Source organism: Microbacterium sp. MRS-1 (assembly GCF_000585455.1).
GTDB lineage: Bacteria > Actinomycetota > Actinomycetes > Actinomycetales > Microbacteriaceae > Microbacterium > Microbacterium laevaniformans.
This window is the reverse complement of record NZ_JAUF01000052.1, coordinates 1-20366: the sequence shown is the minus strand read 5'-3', so window position 1 is coordinate 20366 and position 20366 is coordinate 1. Positions and strand designations below refer to the sequence as shown.

The window sequence follows — 20366 nt, the reverse complement described above, 5'->3', positions numbered from 1 at the left end:
CGGTGCCGCCGGGCGCGCTGCGCCGGCGCGGGGCGGGGCGGGACGAGGATGCTTCGAGCCGGATCAGCCCTCGGCTTCGGCGGCGCGGAGCGTGATCGTCGAGGTGCCGGCCTCGTCGACGAAGCCCGCGATGTGCCGCTCGTCGGGGCCGACGTACTCCGAGAGCGGGCGGATGAGCGCGTTCGACGCGGCCTGCTCCATGATGTGCGCGGTCCAGCCGACCACCCGCGCCGCGACGAACAGCGGCGTGAAGGTCAGGGTGTCGAACCCGATCAGGTTGTACGCGGGACCCGACGGGTAGTCGAGGTTCGGGTAGATGCCCTTCCGCTCGACGAACTCGCGCTCGAGCGTCGTGTACAGCGCCTCGACGTCGGGGCGGTCGTAGTAGTCGATGAGGGTGTCGAGCGCCGCCTTCATGGTCGGTACCCGCGAGTCGCCGTGCTTGTAGACGCGGTGCCCGAATCCCATGATCTTGCGCTTCTCGGCGAGCGCGCGGTCGAGCCAGGCCTCCACCTCGTCGGCGTCGCCGATCTCGTCGAAGATGTGCAGCACGGCCTCGTTCGCCCCGCCGTGGAGCGGCCCCTTGAGCGCGCCGATCGCGCCGACCACGGCCGAGTACAGGTCGGACAGGGTCGAGGTGATGACGCGCGCGGTGAACGTCGAGGCGTTGAACGAGTGCTCCGCGTACAGGATCATCGAGCGGTTGAAGGCATCCACCACGACGTCGTCGAACTCCTCCCCGAAGGTCATCCAGAGGAAGTTGGCGGCGTAGTCGAGATCGTCGCGCGGCGCGATGAGCTCCTCGCCGCGGCGACGACGCTGACCGTACGCGACGATCGCGGGGAGGGCGGCGAACAGGCGGATCGAGCGCTCGAGGTTCTCCTCGGGCGTGCCCGTGGCGTCGAGCACCGAGCCCGTGCCGGCGAGGTCGCGGGCGCCCAGCACGCTGACCGCCGTGCGCACCTCATCCATCGGGTGCGCGTCGAGCGGCGTCAGGTCGATCGCCGCCTTCACGTCATCCTGCAGGGCGCGGTGCGCGCGCTCGGTCGACCGCAGCGCCGCGAGCTGCTCGTCCGTCGGCAGGTCGCCGTTCCACAGCAGGTAGGCGACCGCCTCGGCCGACTGGGTGGCGGCCAGCTCGTGCACGGGGTAGCCGCGGTACAGCAGCGAGTTGGTCTCGGGGTTGACCTTGCTGATCGCCGTGACGTCGGCGACGACCCCGGCGAGTCCCTTGTGAATGTCGGGCATGGTCACTCCTTCGTGATCTGAAAGTTGAAGACGCTCTGGTCGAAGTGGTTGTACGACTCGTAATCGATGAGGTCGTACAGGTCGGCGCGGTGCTGCATCTCCCCCAGCCGCCCGGTGAGGTGTCCCTCGTCGTTCAGCGTATCGAGTGCGCGACCGGCGGCGCCCATCGCCATGCGCAGCAGCGACACCGGCCAGATGACGATCTGCACCCCGGCATCCCGCAGCGCATCGACGGCGAACAGCTCGCTCTTGCCGAACTCGGTCATGTTGGCGAGGATCGGCACGTCGACCGCCTTCGCGACCGCTTCGAACTCGGCGAGATCGCGCATCGCCTCGGGGAAGATGGCGTCCGCCCCGGCATCCACCAGCGCCCTCGCGCGGTCGATCGCGGCGTCGAGCCCCTCGACGGCGCGGATGTCGGTGCGCGCCATGATGAGGAAGTTCGGATCGCGGCGCGCGTCGACGGCGGCGCGGATGCGCTGGAGCGCAGTGTCGGCGTCGACGACCTGCTTGCCGTCGAGGTGGCCGCAGCGCTTCGGGTTGACCTGGTCTTCGATGTGGGTGCCGGCGATCCCGGCATCCTCGAGCGTCTGGATCGTGCGGGCGACGTTCATCGGCTCGCCGAAGCCGGTGTCGGCGTCGATGATCGCGGGGAGCTCGGTCATGCGGGCGATCTGCTGCCCGCGCCCGGCGACCTCGGTGAGCGTCGTCAGGCCGATGTCGGGCAGGCCCAGGTCGGCCGACAGCACGGCGCCCGAGATGTAGACGCCTTCGAAGCCCTTCTGCTCGATCAGCCGGGCCGACAGCGGGTTGAACGCCCCGGGGAAACGCAGCAGCTCGCCCGCGGCGAGCCGCTCGCGCAGCAGGCGCCGCTTCTCGGCGGCCGGAGTCTGTGCGTACAGCATCAGAAGCCTCCTGTCTGTGCTCTGCGGCGTACCGTATTCAGTCTGCGCGAAGCAGACGGAGCGGGCCCGCCGGGGAATTCCGCGGGCGCCGCGTCGTCAGCACGCGATGGAGACTGAATACGGTACGGTCCGTCGCCGAGACCACGCATCAGAACAGCCCCTTCGGGGAGTCGACCGAGGCCAGCACACCGGCCTTCGCGACGATGTTGAGCTCCCGCACCTCGTCGACGGTCAGCTCGGGCAGCCGCTCGGCGAGGGCGAGGAACCGCTCGATCTCGGCCGGGGCGAGCACGGGCTCGGCGAGCAGGCGGAACTTGCGCACGTAGTCGGCGCGGGCGAACGGGCGCGCCCCGAGCGGATGGGCGTCCGCGACGGCGATCTCGTCGACGAGCGTCGAGCCGTCGGTGAGTCGGATCTCCACGCGGCCGCCGAACGCCTTCTCGTCCGGGTCTTCGGAGTGGTAGCGGCGCGTCCACTCGGCATCCTCCGCCGTGGTGATCTTGTGCCACAGCGCGACCGTGTCCTCGCGGGCGGCGCGAGCGGGCAGGTACGAGTCGACGTGGTGCCAGCCGCCGTCCTGCAGCGCGACGGCGAAGATGTACGGGATCGAGTGGTCGAGGGTCTCGCGGGAGGCCTGCGGGTCGTACTTCTGCGGATCGTTCGCGCCCGAGCCGATCACGTAGTGGGTGTGGTGGCTCGTGTGCAGCACGATGCTCTCCACCTTCGCCGGGTCGGCGAGCTCGGGGTGGGTGCCGTGGAGCTTTCGGGCCAGGTCGATCCACGCCTGCGCCTGATACTCGGCCGAGTGCTCCTTCGTGTAGGAGTCGAGGATCGCACGCTTGGGCTCGCCTGGCGCGGGAAGCGGAACGTCGTACGCGGCATCCTTGCCGTCGAGCATCCATGCGACGACGCCGTCCTCGCCTTCGTAGATCGGCGACGGAGAGGTCTGCCCGCGCATCGCCCGGTCGACGGCTTCGACCGCCATCTTGCCGGCGAAGGCGGGGGCGTGCGCCTTCCACGTGGAGATCTCGCCCTTGCGGGACTGACGGGTGGCCGTGGTCGTGTGCAGCGCCTGCGCGACGGCCTGGGCGATGGTGTCGGCGTCGAGTCCGAGCAGGGTGCCGATGCCGGCGGCCGCCGACGGGCCCAGGTGCGCGACGTGGTCGATCTTGTGCTTGTGCAGGCTGATGGCGCGCACGAGGTCCATCTGGATCTCATAGCCGGTCGCGATGGCGCGCACCAGGGCCGCGCCGTCGACGCCGACATGCTGGGCGACGGCGAGGATCGGCGGGATGTTGTCGCCCGGGTGCGAGTACTCCGCGGCGAGGAAGGTGTCGTGGTAGTCGAGCTCGCGCACGGCCACGCCGTTCGCCCACGCCGCCCACTCGGGACTGGTGCGCACCTCGTTCGGCTCGCCGAACACCGTGGCGCCCGCCCCTCCCCGCGAGACCGGGTGATCGAGCGCCTGGGCGCGCGCCGCGGTGACGGGGCCGCGGGTGAGGGATGCCGCGGCGACCGCCGCGTTGTCGATGACGCGGTTGATGATCATCTCGACGACGTCGGACTTGACGGCCACCGGGTCGGCGGCGACCTCGGCGATCCTGTGCGCGAGCTGGTCCTCGCGGGCGAGGTTCTCTTCGCTCCGGTGCACACGGACGTGGTGGATGACGGTCATGGGGTTCCTTCCAGCGAGGCGAGGATCGCGACGAGCGCGTTGTGCAGGTGGACATGGGTGGCGTGCGCGGCGAGGTCGGCGTCGCCGGCGGCGACGGCGGACGCGATCAGTCGGTGCTCGGCGACGGATGCCGCCAGGCGTGCGGGGTTGTCGCGCGCGAGCCGGCGGACCCGGACGAGGTGGGTCCGCACCGTCTTGAGGGCCGCGGTCAGGTAGTCGTTGGCGACGGCTGCGTCGAGGGCGTCGTCGAAGCGGGCGATGAGGGCGTAGTAGGCGTCGGGGTCGGCGGCGGCATCCGTCCGCGCGAACTCGCCGGCCAGCGCAGCGAACAGACCGGCATCGGCCCCGCGTGCGGCGAGGCGCGCAGCCGTCTCCTCCAGGGCGCGACGCACCTCGAAGAGCTCTCGGATGTCGCCGGCATCGATGCCGCTGACCACGGTGAGCCGCGGCGACGGCTGCACGACGAGGCCGTCGGCGAGCAGGCGCCCCAGCGCTTCGCGCAGCGGCGTGCGGCTGACGCCCAGGCGGACGGACTGCTCGACTTCGGCGAGCACCGTGCCGGGCGCCAGATCGCCGGACTGGATCTCGTCGAGGAGCACCCGGTAGGCACGGTCACTGGCACGCACGCGCTCTCCTCTCGACACCCATAGTGTATACATCAGCGAGGCTGCGAGGAAGCGACGACCACTTTCGGCGCCCTAATGCATACAGAAGGCGACAGCCGCGTGCGGATTCACCCGCCCGCGTGCAGCCGGTGGGTCAGCACGGCGACATGGAGAGCGGCGACCTGCTCGCCATCGTCGAAGTCGACGCCGAGAAGGTCTTCGAGCAGGGCGATGCGCTGATAGAACACCGAGCGCGAGAGGTGCGCCGCTTCGGCGGCCGCCGTGCGGTTGGACGGGTGCGCGAGCAGCGCCGTCAGCACGTCGAGAAGGTCGCCGCCCCGAGCGCGGGTCTCGGCCAGCAACGGATCGAGCATCCGCTCCGCATGAGCGACGAGGCGGTGATCGTCGCGCAACGCCGCGACCACCCGGGTGAGGGGACGCTCCGCCACACGCCTCCCGTCCGCGCCCCGGCGGGAAGCACCACGCAAGCTGTCGTCGGCACCGACGAGGTCGATCGTCTCGCGAAGGCCCGCGACGAGCGTTCCGACCGCGCGCTCGTACGCGGCTGCGGGCTCGAGCGCGGGAATGACCGTGCCCGGGCCGAGCACGACGCGCGCCCGCGCCGACGTCGACCCCGCCCGCAGGGCGTCTTCGAGTGCGACGGTGAAGGCGTCGGCACGGTTGTCGGCAGCGCTCGTCGCGCGGCCCGCGACCGCCAGGATCAGCGGCGTGCGCACCAGCGCCGACCCGTCGTCGAGGGTCGTGCTCGTGCCGCACACGACGCGCGCGCCGATCGCCGCGGCGGCGATGTCGGCGGCGGCCGCGACCGCGTCGCCGCCCCGGCCCGACGACACGAGCGCGACTGCCGCGAAGGCCACCGTGCCGACGAGGGGCATGCCCGCGGCATCCAATCGCGCCGCCACCGCGGACAGGCCGGTGAATCGTCCGTCGATCAGCGCGTCGACCACGCGCCGACGCCCCAGCCGCGACCACTCCTCGCCGCCGGGATCGGCGAGCCTGCCGAGGGCGAGCGCGGTGGCCGCCTGCTCGAGCACGGCGTCGCGTCCGGCGAGGTGGGCGGCGCCGGGCAGCGCCACGAGCCATCCCCAGCGGATGCCGCGGGCCTCCACCGGCACGATCGCGCGCCCCTCCCGGTCGGGTGCCGCGGCGGCGGCGCGGGACCGACGCGCCCAGTCGCGGAGCGTGCGGGTCTCGGTGGCACCGCCGACGTGGGCGACGACGACCTCGTGTCCGACGCTCTCCAAGACCACCGGGGCGGCCAGCGTGAGACCGACCTGCTCGACGATGAACTCCGTCGGCGCCCCGCGCAGCGCAAGTCCCGTGAACAGGGTGCGCACCGCGTCGCGGGCTTCCAGAGCCGCCGTCTGGTCGGCGATGATCCGGCGGTGCACGGCCTCGGTGATGGTGACGAACTTCACCTCTCGGTGCAGCACGATCAGCGCGATGTCGGCGCTGCGTGCGGCATCGGCCAGCACCGCCGGCACGTAGCGGTAGTGGGCGCCCAGCTCGAGCACGATGCCCGCAGCGCCCACCTCGGCCAGCTGCGCGACGAAGTGCGCCAGCCGTCGCGGATCGTCCGGCCATCCCGAACCGGTGGACAGGAGCAACTCTCCGCCTTCGAGCAGTCGCGCGACATCCGCGCTGTCGGAGACGTGCACCCAGCGCACAGGCGCCTCCAACGCGGCTCCGCCGACCACGACGACCGGGGCGCCGGGCGCGAAGGCGTCGAGGGCCAGCACCTCGGAGACGGTCGGCAGAACGGCGGCCGGACGTTCTGTCCGAGAACCGTCCACATCGCGACGATCAGACACCTGCGTCTCCCCCCTGTGCTCCGTCAGCATAAGCATGTCACGACCCGGTCGAACTGTCCGAACAGGAGCGCTCATGGACCTCATCCGTCATCACATCGCCGGCCAGTCCGTCGGATCGACCGAACGCACCGGCCCCGTCTACGACCCCGCGACCGGTGCCGTGCAGGCCGAGGTCGCCTTCGCGTCGACCGCCGAGACGGATGCCGCGATCGCGGCGGCCGCGGCGGCGCTGCCGGCCTGGCGCGCGACGAGCCTCATCAAGCGGGCGGACGTCTTCTTCCGCCTCCGCCACCTGCTGGTCGAACGCGCCGACGAGCTGGCCGCGATCATCACCGCCGAGCACGGCAAGGTGCTCTCGGATGCGAAGGGCGAGATCAGCCGCGGCATCGAGAACGTCGAGTTCGCCGCCGGGCTCGTGCACCTGCTGAAGGGCGAGCATGCCGAACAGGTGTCGCGGGGCGTCGACGTGCACTCGGTGAAGCAGCCGGTGGGCGTCGTGGGCGCGATCACGCCGTTCAACTTCCCGGTGATGGTGCCGCTGTGGATGACGGCATCCGCCATCGCCTGCGGCAACACGGTGGTCCTCAAGCCGAGCGAGAAGGACCCCTCCGCCGCCCTCTTCCTGGCGCGTCTGTACGAGGAGGCGGGCCTTCCCGCCGGTGTCCTCAACGTCGTGCACGGCGACAAGGTGGCCGTCGACGCGATCCTCGACTCCCCCACCGTGCGTGCCGTCAGCTTCGTGGGCTCGACTCCGATCGCCCGCTCGATCTACGAGCGCGCCGCCGCCGCGGGCAAGCGCGTGCAGGCGCTCGGCGGCGCGAAGAACCACATGGTCGTCATGCCCGACGCCGACCTGGATGCCGCGGCCGACGCCGCCGTCTCGGCCGCGTACGGCTCGGCCGGCGAGCGCTGCATGGCCGTCTCGGTTCTCGTCGCGGTGGGTGACGAGGTCGCCGATGCGCTCGTGGAGAAGGTCGCCGAGCGCATCGCGGGCCTGACGATCGGACCGGGCACGGATGCGGCGAGCGAGATGGGACCGCTCATCACCCGCGAGCACCGCGACAAGGTGGCCTCCTACGTCACCGGCGCCGCCGCGGAGGGTGCGACGGTCGTCGTCGACGGTACGACGCAGCGCTTCGAGGGCGACGGCTTCTTCATCGGCGTCTCGCTCGTCGACCGGGTCGCCCCCGGCATGAGGGTCTACGACGAGGAGATCTTCGGCCCCGTGCTCTCCGTCGCCCGCGTCGCGACGTACGACGAGGCGGTCGCCCTCATCAATGCGAGCCCGTTCGCCAACGGCACCGCGGTGTTCACGCGCGACGGCGGCACCGCCCGCCAGTTCGAGTTCGACATCGAAGTCGGTATGGTCGGCATCAACGTGCCGATCCCGGTGCCGGTGGGCGCGTTCTCGTTCGGCGGCTGGCGCAACTCGCTGTTCGGCGACACGCACATCTACGGCCCGGAGTCGATCCACTTCTACACGCGGAGCAAGGTCGTGACGACCCGCTGGCCCGACCCCAGCGAGAGCCAGATCAGCCTCGGCTTCCCGAGCAACCACTGAGTCCGCGGCATCCGGAGGAGACATCATGAGCACCATCGACCCGATCGCCGACCCGGCGGCCGACGCCGCCGTTCGCGGCGACGACCGCAGCCACGTCTTCCACTCGTGGAGCGCGCAGGCGCTCATCGACCCGCTGCCGGTCGCGGGAGGCGAAGGCGCGACGTTCTGGGACTACGCGGGAAACCGCTACCTCGACTTCTCGTCGCAGCTGGTGAACCTCAACCTCGGCCACCAGCATCCCGACCTCGTCGCGGCGATCCAGGAGCAGGCGGGTCGCCTCGCCACGATCCAGCCGTCGATGGCCAACGCCACGCGCGGCGAACTGGCGCGCCGCATCAGCGAGATCGCTCCCGACGGCTTCTCGAAGGTGTTCTTCACCAACGGCGGAGCCGATGCCAACGAGAACGCGGTCCGGATGGCGCGCCTGGTCACCGGTAAGCGCAAGGTGCTGGCGATGTACCGCAGCTATCACGGCAACACCTCGACCGCGATCACCCTCACGGGCGACCCGCGCCGGTGGGCCAACGAGCCGGCAGACGCCTCGGTCGTGCATTTCTTCGGCCCGTACGCCTACCGGTCGCCGTTCCACGCGGACTCGCCGGAGCAGGAGGCCGAGCGTGCGCTCGCCCACCTCGAGCAGACGATCATCCTGGAAGGCGCCTCGACCATCGGCGCGATCATCATCGAGTCGGTCGTCGGCACCAACGGCGTGCTGATCCCGCCGCCGGGCTACCTGCCGGGAGTGCGCGAGCTCTGCGACCGCTACGGCATCGTCTACATCGCCGACGAGGTCATGGTCGGCTTCGGACGCCTGGGCACCTGGTGGGGGTTCGAGAACTTCGACGTCGTGCCCGACCTCATCACCTTCGCGAAGGGCGTCAACTCCGGCTACGTGCCGTTGGGCGGCGTCGTCGTCTCCGACCGCATCGCCGCGCACTTCGACACGGTCTCCTTCCCGGGAGGGCTGACCTACTCCGGTCACCCGCTGGCCTGCGCCCCGGGTGTGGCGACCTTCGAGGTCTTCCGCCGCGACGGCATCCTGGAGCGCGTCCGCGACCTCGGCGAGCGCGTCGTGCGCCCGCGACTGGAGCAGATGGCCGAACGGCATCCGTCGGTCGGAGAGGTGCGCGGTCTGGGCCTGTTCTGGGCGATCGAGCTCGTGCGCGACCGGCACAGTCGCGAGCCGCTCGTACCGTTCAACGCGGCGGGAGCGGATGCCGCCCCGATGGCCGCGTTCGCGGCGGCGTGCAAGAAGGCGGGCCTGTGGCCGTTCACGCACTTCAACCGCGTGCACGTGGCGCCGCCGCTGATCATCTCGGAGGACGACCTGGTGCGCGGCCTCGACGTCATCGACCGCGCGCTGGAGGTCACCGACGCCGAGGTGGCGTCGTGACCGCGTCGACAGCGGTGCTCCGCAACATCATCGACGGGGTACCGGTCGCGTCATCGGGTACGGCTCTGCCGCTCGTGAGCCCCGTGACCGGCGAGGTCTACGGCCACGCTCCGGTCTCGACGGCGGCGGAGGTGGATGCCGCATTCGCGGCGGCATCCCGCGCCTTCGACACGTGGAAGCGCACGACGCCCGCCCAGCGCCAACTGCTGCTGTTCCGCCTCGCTGATGCGCTGGAGGCGCGGGCCGACGAGTTCGCCGATCTGGAGTCGCAGGACACGGGCAAGCCCCGCGCGAACCTGGTCGCCGACGAGATCGTCCAATCCGTGGACCAGCTCCGCTTCTTCGCGGGCGCAGCCCGTGACCTCGACGGACGGGCGGCGGCGGAGTACGCGGAGGGGTTCACGTCGTACGTCCGCCGCGAGCCGATCGGCGTCGTCGCCCAGGTGACGCCGTGGAACTACCCGCTGAACATGGCGGTGTGGAAGATCGGGCCGGCTCTGGCGGCCGGCAACACCGTCGTGCTGAAGCCGAGCGAGACGACGCCGCAGACCACCGTGCGCCTCGCTGAGATCGCCGCCGAGATCTTGCCCGCCGGGGTTTTCAACGTCGTCCTCGGCGACCGGGAGACCGGCCGGATGCTGGTGGAGCACCCGACCCCGCAGCTGGTCGCGATCACCGGTTCGGTGCGCGCGGGCATGCAGGTGGCCGCTTCGGCCGCGCAGGACCTCAAGCGTGTGCACCTGGAGCTCGGCGGCAAGGCGCCGGCCCTCGTCTTCGCCGACGCCGACCTCGACCGCGCCGCCCGCGGCATCGTGGAGGCCGCGTTCTTCAACGCCGGACAGGATTGCACCGCCGCGACGCGCGTACTCGTGGATGCCGCCGTGCACGACGAGCTGGTCGCCACGCTCGTCGCCCACACCCGCGATCACGCGAAGACGGGCGCGCCGGACGACCCGGATGCCTTCTTCGGGCCGGTGAACAACGCCGACCAGCTCGCGCGCGTGAAGGGTTTCGTCGATCGCCTCCCCGCGCACGCGACGATCGCCATCGGCGGCCGCCGCCAGGGCGATGCCGGCTGCTTCTTCGAGGCGACGATCGTCACGGGCGTCCGCCAGGACGACGAGGTCGTACAGCAGGAGATCTTCGGCCCCGTGCTCACGGTGCAGCCGTTCGCGTCGGAAGAGGAAGCGCTCGCGCTGGCGAACGGGGTGCCGTACGCCCTCGCGGCATCCGTCTGGACGCGCGAGCACGCGCGGGCGCTGCGGTTCTCGCGCGACCTCGACTTCGGCTGCGTCTGGATCAACGCGCACATCCCGTTCGTCTCGGATATGCCCCACGGCGGCTTCAAGCACTCCGGGTACGGCAAGGACCTCTCGGTCTACGGCTTCGAGGACTACACCCGCCTCAAGCACGTCATGGCGAGCCTGGACTGAGCGTCTCTGCCTCGATGCCCAGCAGCCCCGCGGCCGCACGGAGCACGGGCGCGACCGGCGCGACCGGCGCGACCGGCGCGATCGCCGGCCCCCAACCCACCAGCGCGTGCGCGCCGAGTCCGTCGATCATGGCGAGCAGGTGCCAGGCCAGCGGCTCTGCGTCACCCGCCGGGATGACGCCGGCCGCCATCCCCCGAGAGACCTCCTCCGCGATCAGCGCACGCCAGGCGTCCATCGCCGCGCGCACCCGCTCGGCGAGCGGAGCGTTGCGCGTGCCCAGTGCCCACGCCTGCACCCAGACGAGGGTGACGTCGCGGCGTGCGGGATCCAGCGTCGTCCGCAGCAGCGCGCCGATCCGCACGGGAGCGGCAGCGTCGGGAAGCAACGCCCGCACCTCCTCGAGCTCGCCGGCGACGATGTCGAAGAAGGTGTCGGCGACCAGGTCGTCCATGCTCGGGATGTAGTGGGCGACCAACCCGGAGGCCACACCCACCCGCGCCGCGACGGCGCGCAGCGTGACCGCGTCCAGCCCCTCGGCGAGGGCGAGCTCGCGCGCGGCGCCCGCGATCTGATCGCGCCTCTCATCGGCGCTCATCCGCGCCCGTCCGGCAGTTGACGTCGACGGCATCCGCTCGCTACCCTCCGATGAGTTGATCATGTGATCAATAAGCTACTCCAGGACCGGACGAGAGTCGAGGATGCCGATGAGCTGGCGGATGCCGAGCGAGACCGCGCCGCACGCGCGCACGTGGATGGCCTTCCCCGTGGAGGGACCGACCCTGGGCGACACCGACGCCGAGCGCGAAGAGGGCTACGCGGCGTGGACGGAGGTCGCCGCGGCCATCGCCCGCTTCGAGCCGGTGACGATGGTCGTCGATCCGTCCGAGCTCGCGCGCGCCCGGAGGATGCTGCCGGGTGACGTCACGGTCCTGGAAGCGCCCGTCGACGAGTTCTGGATGCGCGACCACGGCCCGACGTTCGTGATCGACGACGAACGCCCCGGCGTCCTCGGCGCGGTCGACTGGATCTTCAACGGCTGGGGCGCACACGACTGGGCACGCTGGGAACGCTCCGCCGAGCACGCCCGCATCGTCGCGGCCGAGGTCGGCGCGGAACTCATCTCCTCGACCCTGGTCGCCGAAGGCGGCGGCTTCCACGTCGACGGCGAGGGCACGGTGCTGCTGACCGACACGGTGCAGCTCGACCCGCGGCGCAACCCCTACGCCGATCGCGCGCGCGTCGAAGCGGAGCTCGCCCGCACCCTCGGCACGACGACGGCGATCTGGCTGCCGCGCGGCCTCACCCGCGACTACGACGATTTCGGCACGAACGGCCACGTCGACATCGTCGCGACCTTCCCCTCCCCGGGTCGCGTGCTCCTGCACACGCAGCGCGACGCGGCGCACCCCGACCACGCCGTCAGTGCCGCGCTCCGCGAGCTGCTCGCCACTCAGACCGATGCCGCCGGACGCCGTCTCGAGGTCGTCGAGCTGCCCGCGCCGGCGACCCTGCGCGACGGCGAGGGCTTCGTCGACTGGAGCTACGTCAACCACCTCGTCGTGGGCGGCGGCGTCATCGCCTGCGGCTTCGGCGAGGAGAAAGCGGATGCCGAGGCCCGCGCGATCCTCGCCGATGCCTACCCGGGGCGCGAGATCGTCCCCGTCGACGCACGCCCGATCTTCGCGCGCGGCGGCGGCATCCACTGCATCACGCAGCAGCAGCCGGCCCTGCCGCGCGGGGTGACCTCGTGATCGACGTCGTCGACGCCTCGATCGCCGAGCTGCGCGCCGCCCTCGACGACGGGCGTGCGACGGCCGTCGAACTCGTCGAGGCCTACCTCGCGCGCATCGACGCCTACGACGGGCCCGCCACCGCGACCGCCCTCAACGCGGTCATCGTCCGCAACCCCGACGCGCTCGCGGAAGCCGCGGCATCCGACGAGCGTCGCGCCCGCGGCGAGACCCTCTCACCCCTGGACGGCATCCCCTACACGGCGAAGGACAGCTACCTCGTGCGGGGACTCACCACCGCGGCGGGCTCCCCCGCCTTCGCCGAACTGGTCGCCCAGCGCGACGCCTTCACGATCGAGCGCCTGCGGGCGGGCGGAGCGATCTGCCTGGGACTCACGAACATGCCGCCGATGGCCAACGGCGGCATGCAGCGCGGCGTCTACGGACGGGCGGAGAGCCCGTACCGCGCCGACTGGCTGACCGCGCCGTTCGGCTCCGGATCGTCGAACGGGTCGGGCACGGCCACCGCGGCATCCTTCGCGGCCTTCGGACTCGGCGAGGAGACGTGGTCGAGCGGCCGCGGGCCCGCGAGCAACAACGCGCTGTGCGCCTACACCCCCTCGCGCGGCGTCGTCTCCACCCGCGGCAACTGGCCGCTCGTGCCCACGATGGACGTCGTCGTCCCCCACACCCGGACGATGGCCGACCTGCTCGAAGTGCTCGACGTGATCGTCGCGGACGACCCCGACACCCGCGGCGACTTCTGGCGCACACAGCCATGGATCCCGCTGCCGGCGCCGTCCGCCGTGCGCCCGGACGACTACCGTGCGCTCGGCGCGGGCGCGACGGTGGCGGGCCTGCGCCTCGGCATCCCCCGGATGTACATCAACGCCGACCCGGATGCCGGGACCTCCCCCGCCCCGGGCATCGGCGGCCCGACCGGCCAGCGCATCCAGACCCGCGCGTCGATCATCGCACTGTGGCAGCAGACGCGGGCTTCCCTCGAGGCGGCGGGGGCGGAGGTCGTCGAGGTGGACTTCCCCGTGGTCAGCACCTACGAGGGCGACCGGCCGGAAGCGCCGACCATCGCGACGCGCGGATTCGTCTCGCCCGCCTACCTGCGGCGCGAGATCGTCGACCTGTCGGCGTGGGCGTGGGAGGACTTCCTGTCCGCGAACGGCGACCCCGCCCTGTCCTCCCTCACGAACGTCGACGGCGCACGGATCTTCCCGCACCCCGCCGGCGCCCTCCCCGACCGCTACACCGGGTTCGACGACGACATCGCGACCTACCCCGACTGGGTGCGGGAGAACCCCGGAATGACCTGGCGCGACATGCCGGAGCTCGAAGAGGGGCTGAGGGGCCTGGAGCGCACCCGGCGGGTCGACCTGGAGGAGTGGATGGACGGCCTCGGCCTCGACGCCGTCGTCTTCCCCGCCGTCGCCGATGTCGGCCCCGCCGACATGGACGTGAACCCCGCCTCCGCCGACCTCGGCTGGCGCAACGGCGTCTGGGTCGCCAACGGCAACCTCGCGATCCGCCACCTCGGCATCCCGACGGTGACCGTTCCGCTCGGGCTGATGGACGACATCCGGATGCCGGTGGGACTCACGATCGCCGGGCGCTCCGGCGACGATGCCGCCCTGCTGCGGCTCGGGTGCGCGATCGAGACACTGACCGACGAGCGGCCGGTGCCGCCGCGGACTCCCGCCCTCCCGGCATCCACCCCCGCCCCTTCTTCCCCCGAGGATCATTCATGACCGATGCCGCCCGCATGCACGACGTCACCGCCGAGACCCGGCGCATCGTCGACCTGGTGCTCGACTACTCGCGCGAGCGCCTGCTCGCCCAGGACACCCCGCTGGACAAGCCGCTGCCCGCCGCGGAACTCAGCCGACTGGCAGGGCGGACGATCTCCGAAGAGGGGGTCGGCGCCGAGCGTGCGCTCGGCGTGTTCACGCACGTGCTGGCCCCCGCCTGCATCACGACCGACGACCCGCGGTACCTCTCGTTCATCCCGACCGCGCCCACGAAGGCGGCCGCGGCCTTCGACCTCGTCGTGTCGGCGAGCGCCCTCTACGGCGGCTCCTGGCTGGAGGGCGCCGGCGCCGTGCACGCCGAGAACGAGGTGCTGCGCTGGCTGGCCGACGAGTTCGGCCTGCCGGCATCCGCGGGAGGCGTCTTCGTGCAGGGCGGCACGCTCGGCAACCTGTCCGCGCTCGTCGCCGCGCGCGAGGCGGCGCGCGCGCACCGGACCGGTACCGGTGCCGCCGCGCCGACCCGCTGGGCGGTCGTCTGCAGCTCGCAGGCGCACTCCTCCATCGCGTCGGCGGCGCGCGTCATGGACGTCGACGTCATCACGGTGCCCACGGATACCGACGGGGTGCTGCGCGGCGACGCCGTCGCGGAGGTGCTCGTCGACGTGCACGAGCGGGTGTTCGCCGTCGTCGCGACCGCCGGCTCGACCAACTTCGGCATCGTGGACGACATCGCCGGCGTCGCCGCGGCAGCCCACGCCCACGACATCTGGCTGCACGTCGACGGCGCCTACGGCCTCGCCGGCATGCTCTCACCCCTCGCCCGCCACCTGTACGCCGGCGTCGAACAGGCCGACTCGGTGATCGTCGATCCGCACAAGTGGCTGTTCGCCCCCTTCGACGCCTGCGCTCTCATCTACCGCGACCCCGAGCAGGGCCGGCGTGCGCACACGCAGCACGCGGAGTACCTCGACACCCTGACCGACCGCTCCGACTACAGCCCGTCCGACTACGCGGCCCACCTCACCCGCCGCGCCCGGGGGCTCCCGCTGTGGTTCTCGCTCGCCACCCACGGCGCGGCTGCGTACCGCGAGGCGGTCAGCGCCTCGATCGTGCTCGCCCGGCGGATCGCCGACGAGATCGCGGCTCGGCCCGGGTTCTCCCTCGTGCGCGAGCCGCAACTGGGCGTCGTGGTGTTCGAGCGCGACGGCTGGACGCGCGCCGAGTACGAGGCGTGGTCGCAGCGCCTCCTCGACGTGCAGCACGCCTTCGTCACGCCGTCGAGCCACGAGGGCCGCGCCAACGCCCGGTTCGCGATCCTCAACCCCCGCACCACGTTCGAGGACCTCACCGGCATCCTCGACACCATGCGCTGACCGGGCGGCCCAATGGATGCGGCGGACGTCAACGGATGCGGAGACGGCGGCTGACGGCATCCGATTCTGCTGCACGTTTCCGAATCCGGTGAGGTCGGAGGGGCGGGGCGCGGCGGGCAGGCGTCCGTCGCGAACTTCTGATTCAGTCTTGATTATTCACTGCGGCGATTGATATCGTCGCCGATCATGCCCCAAACGACGGAAACCGCACCCTCGCGTCGACAGACCCTGGATGCCGCGTCCAAAGCGATCATCGAGCAGCTGCAGGAGGACGGGCGCCGACCGTACGCCGAGATCGCGAAGGCCGTCGGTCTCAGCGAAGCAGCGACGCGCCAGCGCGTGCGGAAGCTCGTCGACCAGGGCGTGATGCAGATCGTCGCCGTCACCGACCCACTCCAGCTCGGCTTCGCCCGCCAGGCGATGATCGGCATCCGCATCGCCGGCGACACCCGCGGCATCGCCGCGCAGTTGTCGACCCTGCCGGGGATCAGCTACGTGGTGTCGACGGCGGGGTCGTTCGATCTGCTCGTCGAGGTCGTCTGCGAGAACGACGACGACCTCATGGACCTGCTCAACGAGCAGATCCGCGCCCTTCCCGAGGTGGTCTCGACCGAGACCTTCGTCTACCTCAAACTCCACCGTCAGCTCTACAACTGGGGGACACGATGACCATCGACGACGCCGACCTGCAGGCCAAAGCCCGCGACCACCTCTGGATGCACTTCGCACGCCAGTCGGTGATGACCGAGGGCCCCGGGGTGCCCATCATCGTCAAGGGCGAGGGCCACCACATCTGGGACTCGCGCGGCAAGCGCTACATCGACGGGCTGGCGGGCCTGTTCGTCGTCAACGCCGGCCACGGCCGCCGCCGCATCGCCCAGGCCGCCGCGAAGCAGGCGGAGGAGCTCGCCTTCTTCCCACTCTGGTCCTACGCCCACCCGTCCGGCATCGAAGCCGCCGACCGTATCGCGAACCTCGCGCCGGGAGACCTCAACCACGTCTTCTTCTCCACCGGCGGCGGAGAGGCGGTCGAGACCGCGTTCAAGCTCGCCAAGCACTACTGGAAACTGCAGGGCAAGCCCACCAAGCACAAGGTCATCTCCCGGGCCATCGCGTACCACGGGACGACGCAGGGCGCCCTCGCGATCACCGGCCTGCCGGTCATGAAGCACATGTTCGAGCCGGTCACCCCGGGCGGCTTCCGCGTGCCCAACACCAACTACTACCGCGCCGCGGAGTCGGGCTTCGGCGGCGGCACGCCGGAGGAGTTCGGCCTGTGGGCCGCCGACCGCATCGAGCAGATGATCCAGTTCGAGGGCCCCGAGACGGTCGCCGCCGTGTTCCTCGAACCTGTGCAGAACGCCGGCGGCTGCTTTCCCGCACCGGCCGGCTACTTCCAGCGGGTGCGCGAGATCTGCGACCGCTACGACGTGCTGCTCGTCTCGGACGAGGTCATCTGCGCCTTCGGACGCCTCGGCCACTACTTCGGGGCACAGGCCTACGACTACCAGCCCGACATGATCACGTTCGCCAAGGCGGTCACCAGCGGGTACGCGCCGCTGGGCGGCACGATCGTGAACGACCGCGTCTACGAGCCGTTCGCACACGGCGACCTGTCGTTCCCGCACGGCTACACCTTCGGCGGACACCCCGTCTCGGCGGCCGTCGCGCTGGAAAACCTCGATGTGTTCGAGGAGGAGAAGCTGCTCGAGAACGTGCGCGAGAACTCACCCGTGTTCCGCGCGACGCTCGAGAAGCTGCTCGACCTGCCCATCGTCGGCGATGTGCGCGGCGACGGGTACTTCTTCGGCATCGAGCTGGTCAAAGACAAGGCCACGAAGGAGACCTTCGACGACGACGAGTCCGAGCGGCTGCTGCGCGGCTTCCTCTCCAAGGCGCTGTTCGACGCGGGGCTCTACTGCCGCGCCGACGACCGCGGCGACCCCGTGATCCAGCTCGCCCCGCCGCTGACGATCGGCCCGGCCGAGTTCGACGAGATCGAGGAGATCCTGCGCTCCGTGCTCACGGAGGCCTGGTCCCGCCTCTGACCGGGATCACGAACTCCGCATCCGATCGCGTGATCGGATGCGGAGTTCGTGCGTATCTGCGGCGTTCGTCAGGCCAGGATGCGGGTGTCGATCACCTCGCCGCCGCGGATCGACAAGCCCGCACGAAGAGACGCGTCAGCGGCGAGCGCGGCGTCGGTGCCGAGGTCGGCGAGCGCGAGCGTGTAGCGCAGCGTCGCGTTCGTGAGCGCGAGGGTCGAGGTCAGCGGCACGGCCCCGGGCATGTTGGCGACGGCGTAGTAGATCGCATCGTGCACCCGGTAGGTCGGGTCGGTGTGCGTGGTCGCGTGCGTACCCTCGAAGCAGCCACCCTGGTCGACCGCGATGTCCACGAGCACCGAGCCCGGCCGCATGCGCTCGACCATGTCGAGCGTCACGAGCTTGGGCGCCGCCGCGCCGGGCACCAGCACCGAGCCGATGACGAGGTCGGCGTCGGCGACGAGGTCGGCGATGGTCGAACGCGTCGACACCCGCGTGTCCACACGGCCGTCGAAACGTTCGTCCAGGCGCCGCAACTGCGGGATCGACAGGTCGACGATCGTGACGTGTGCCCCCAGTCCCACGGCCATCTGCGCGGCGTGGGTGCCGGCGACGCCGCCGCCGATCACGACGACCCGCCCGCGCGGGGTGCCGGGGACGCCTCCGAGCAGGATGCCGCGGCCACCGGCCGGGCCCAGCAGCTGCTGCGCACCGACCTGCACCGACAGTCGCCCGGCGATCTCGCTCATGGGCGCGAGCAGGGGCAGCGACCGGTCGGGCAGTTGCACGGTCTCGTACGCGATCGCGGTGGTACCGGCATCCAGGAGCGCCTGCGTGAGCGCCGGCGCGGCCGCCAGGTGCAGGTAGGTGAACAGCGTCAGGTCCTTACGGAGGAAGCCGTACTCCGGCGCGATGGGCTCCTTGACCTTGACGAGCAGGTCGGCGGCGCCCCAGACGTCGGCGGCCTCGGAGACGATCTCGGCTCCCGCGGCGCGGTAGGCGTCGTCGCTGAAGCCCGACCCGACGCCGGCGCCGCTCTGGATGAGCACCCGGTGGCCGTGTGCAGAGAGCTCGTCGACCCCCGTGGGCGTCATGCCGACGCGGCGCTCACTGTCTTTGATCTCTGCGGGAACACCGATGATCATGGGCGGGACTCCTTCAAAATGGTCCGCGGAAAGGGGAGTGGAGCGGTGCAGCGCGATCACGATGTCAGCCCGCTCGATGCACGACAAGAGCATCCGAAGATTCAGTGAAATCAGTCTCTCCGATCGAACTATGCTCGGCACATGGCCGCTTCTTCCGCAGATACATCGATGGATGCCGCTGATCTCCGACTCATCGACGAGTTGCGCAGCGACGCCCGCCAGCCGCTGAGCCGCCTCGCCGCGACGCTGGGATTGGCGGCATCCACCGTGCACGCGCGCATCTCGCGGCTCGTCTCCCGCGGGGTGATCCGCCGCTTCACGGTCGACGTCGACCCCGCCGCGCTGGGCTATCGCACCGAGGCTCTCGTCTCGGTGCGGATCCGTCCGGGGGCGCGCGCCCAGCTGACCCGGTTCGCCGAGGAGCTGCGCACCCACCCCGACGTCGCCCAGTACTTCTATGTCGCCGGCGCAGAGGACTTCGTGATCCACTTCCGCGGGCGCGACAGCGCCGACCTGCGCTCCTTCGTCACCGACCACCTCTCCACGCACTCCATCGTCGCGGCGACCAACACGAGCCTCATCTTCGAGCGCACCGACGGGCTGCGCGGGGTCTGAGCCCACACCCTTCGTCCGCGAAGGGGCGATCCCCGGTCGAATCGTCCGAACATGGTGCCCGCGCGTCATCGGAGGTGACGGCGACGCTACACAAACGAAACAGGGCGACCCTAGTATTCGAGCACCCGAAACACCTCACCATCAGGAGGAATCACGAACGAGTCACTCGCCGCCACGTCGGCATCCTCTCGCTCCGCCACCCTTGCGCGCTCTCTGGGAGTCTGGTCCATCGTCGGTCTCGGACTCGGCTACATGACCCCGACGGTCGTGTTCGACACGTTCGGCAATGTCGCCGTCGAGACCAACAACGTCGTCCCCGCCGCCTACGCGCTCGCCCTCGTCGTCATGGGCTTCACTGCGATCAGCTACGGCAAGATGGTCGGCGTCATCCCGAGCGCCGGCTCCGCGTACACCTACGTCCGCGAGTCGATGCACCCGAGCCTCGGCTTCCTCGTCGGCTGGACGTCGCTCATCGACTACCTGCTGCTGCCGATGGTCAACGCCCTGATCCTGCGCAGCTACATGGAGGCACTCTTCCCCGACATCCCGGGATGGGTGTGGGTCGTGGCCTTCACCGCGGGCGTCACCGGGATCATCTACCTGACGATGCGCGGCACCTCCAACGTCAACATGATCCTGCTGATCTTCTCGATCGTGGTCATGGCGGTGTTCGTCGTCATGGTCATCGTGCAGTTGGTGCAGGGCGCCGGCGCCGGCACGGTCGCCTCCGTGCAGCCGTTCTTCCACCCCGAGGTCGAGTTCGGCGCGGTGCTGGCCGGTGCGACCATCGTCTGCTTCTCGTTCATCGGCTTCGACGCGGTGACGATGTACGCGGAGGAGGCGAAGAACCCGAAGACCATGCCGCGCGCGATCCTGCTGACGGTGCTGGTCGGCGGCGCGATCTTCCTCGTCGCGGCCTACTTCACGCAGCTGCGCTTCCCGTCCAGCGACGCGTTCCCACCCGAGGCGATCGCCGACTCGACGCTGCCGGAGATCGGCTCGCAGGTGGGCGGCATCGTGCTGCAGTCGGTGCTGACGGCGGCGGG

General features: G+C 70.9%; 17 protein-coding genes. 10 read left to right on the top strand and 7 right to left on the bottom strand.

Annotated elements, in window-relative coordinates; translation table 11 throughout:
- Positions 1–63: 63 nt before the first annotated feature.
- The 5 genes from AS96_RS10010 to AS96_RS09990 all read right to left on the bottom strand — a co-directional run bounded on the left by AS96_RS10010 (position 64) and on the right by AS96_RS09990 (position 6265).
- Entirely contained in the window at positions 64–1254 is a 1191-nt protein-coding gene (locus AS96_RS10010; RefSeq protein WP_036289192.1) for a bifunctional 2-methylcitrate synthase/citrate synthase, read from the bottom strand.
- Positions 1251–2153, bottom strand: coding sequence for a methylisocitrate lyase (prpB, locus tag AS96_RS10005; protein WP_036289190.1), 903 nt, complete (start codon positions 2151–2153; stop codon positions 1251–1253). The genes AS96_RS10010 and prpB overlap by 4 nt, the downstream gene beginning before the upstream one ends.
- A gap of 148 nt (positions 2154–2301) precedes the next feature.
- A complete protein-coding gene (locus tag AS96_RS10000; RefSeq protein ID WP_036289188.1) occupies positions 2302–3828 on the bottom strand; it encodes an MmgE/PrpD family protein in 1527 nt (508 codons plus the stop codon).
- Positions 3825–4454 (bottom strand): GntR family transcriptional regulator, encoded by a 630-nt coding sequence (locus AS96_RS09995; RefSeq protein ID WP_036289172.1) that lies wholly within the window; start codon positions 4452–4454, stop codon positions 3825–3827. The genes AS96_RS10000 and AS96_RS09995 overlap by 4 nt, the downstream gene beginning before the upstream one ends.
- 107 nt (positions 4455–4561) lie before the next feature.
- The gene (locus tag AS96_RS09990) at positions 4562–6265 is read right to left on the bottom strand and encodes a PucR family transcriptional regulator ligand-binding domain-containing protein (protein ID WP_231477219.1); all 1704 of its coding nucleotides are present in this window, start codon (positions 6263–6265) and stop codon (positions 4562–4564) included.
- Positions 6266–6338: 73 nt separating this feature from the next.
- On the opposite strand from AS96_RS09990, the gene AS96_RS09985 reads away from it, so the two are divergent.
- From AS96_RS09985 to AS96_RS09975, 3 genes are read left to right on the top strand one after another with little or no spacing between them, the layout of a single operon-like run.
- Positions 6339–7826 carry a CoA-acylating methylmalonate-semialdehyde dehydrogenase gene (locus AS96_RS09985; RefSeq protein WP_036289165.1) on the top strand — a complete coding sequence of 496 codons (1488 nt, stop codon included), beginning with the start codon at positions 6339–6341 and terminating at the stop codon, positions 7824–7826.
- Between the two features lie 25 nt (positions 7827–7851).
- Positions 7852–9219: an aspartate aminotransferase family protein gene (locus AS96_RS09980; RefSeq protein ID WP_036289162.1), complete on the top strand. Its 1368-nt coding sequence runs from the start codon at positions 7852–7854 to the stop codon at positions 9217–9219.
- Positions 9216–10652 (top strand): aminobutyraldehyde dehydrogenase, encoded by a 1437-nt coding sequence (locus tag AS96_RS09975; RefSeq protein ID WP_036289160.1) that lies wholly within the window; start codon positions 9216–9218, stop codon positions 10650–10652. Before AS96_RS09980 ends, AS96_RS09975 begins: the two co-directional genes overlap by 4 nt.
- Here the strand turns inward: AS96_RS09975 and AS96_RS09970 are convergent.
- The gene (locus AS96_RS09970) at positions 10633–11247 is read right to left on the bottom strand and encodes a TetR/AcrR family transcriptional regulator (RefSeq protein ID WP_051498835.1); all 615 of its coding nucleotides are present in this window, start codon (positions 11245–11247) and stop codon (positions 10633–10635) included. The genes AS96_RS09975 and AS96_RS09970 overlap by 20 nt on opposite strands.
- A gap of 109 nt (positions 11248–11356) precedes the next feature.
- On the opposite strand from AS96_RS09970, the gene AS96_RS09965 reads away from it, so the two are divergent.
- The 5 genes from AS96_RS09965 to AS96_RS09945 all read left to right on the top strand — a co-directional run bounded on the left by AS96_RS09965 (position 11357) and on the right by AS96_RS09945 (position 17563).
- Positions 11357–12403, top strand: a complete 1047-nt coding sequence (locus AS96_RS09965; protein ID WP_036289157.1) for an agmatine deiminase family protein — start codon at positions 11357–11359, stop codon at positions 12401–12403.
- Complete coding sequence (locus AS96_RS09960; RefSeq protein WP_036289154.1) at positions 12400–14142, top strand: amidase; 1743 nt, start codon at positions 12400–12402, stop codon at positions 14140–14142. Before AS96_RS09965 ends, AS96_RS09960 begins: the two co-directional genes overlap by 4 nt.
- Positions 14139–15515, top strand: coding sequence for a pyridoxal phosphate-dependent decarboxylase family protein (locus AS96_RS09955; RefSeq protein ID WP_036289151.1), 1377 nt, complete (start codon positions 14139–14141; stop codon positions 15513–15515). Before AS96_RS09960 ends, AS96_RS09955 begins: the two co-directional genes overlap by 4 nt.
- 186 nt (positions 15516–15701) lie before the next feature.
- A complete protein-coding gene (locus AS96_RS09950; protein ID WP_036289148.1) occupies positions 15702–16184 on the top strand; it encodes an Lrp/AsnC family transcriptional regulator in 483 nt (160 codons plus the stop codon).
- The gene (locus AS96_RS09945) at positions 16181–17563 is read left to right on the top strand and encodes an aspartate aminotransferase family protein (RefSeq protein ID WP_036289145.1); all 1383 of its coding nucleotides are present in this window, start codon (positions 16181–16183) and stop codon (positions 17561–17563) included. Before AS96_RS09950 ends, AS96_RS09945 begins: the two co-directional genes overlap by 4 nt.
- A 68-nt stretch (positions 17564–17631) precedes the next feature.
- Here the strand turns inward: AS96_RS09945 and ald are convergent, their stop codons facing one another.
- On the bottom strand, positions 17632–18705 hold the full coding sequence (gene ald / locus AS96_RS09940; protein WP_036289144.1) for an alanine dehydrogenase: 1074 nt from the start codon (positions 18703–18705) through the stop codon (positions 17632–17634).
- A gap of 141 nt (positions 18706–18846) precedes the next feature.
- On the opposite strand from ald, the gene AS96_RS09935 reads away from it, so the two are divergent.
- A complete protein-coding gene (locus tag AS96_RS09935) occupies positions 18847–19320 on the top strand; it encodes an Lrp/AsnC family transcriptional regulator (protein ID WP_231477218.1) in 474 nt (157 codons plus the stop codon).
- Positions 19321–19572: 252 nt separating this feature from the next.
- Positions 19573–20366 (top strand): APC family permease (locus tag AS96_RS09930; protein WP_036289137.1); only part of this gene is annotated, 794 nt, incomplete at its 3' end.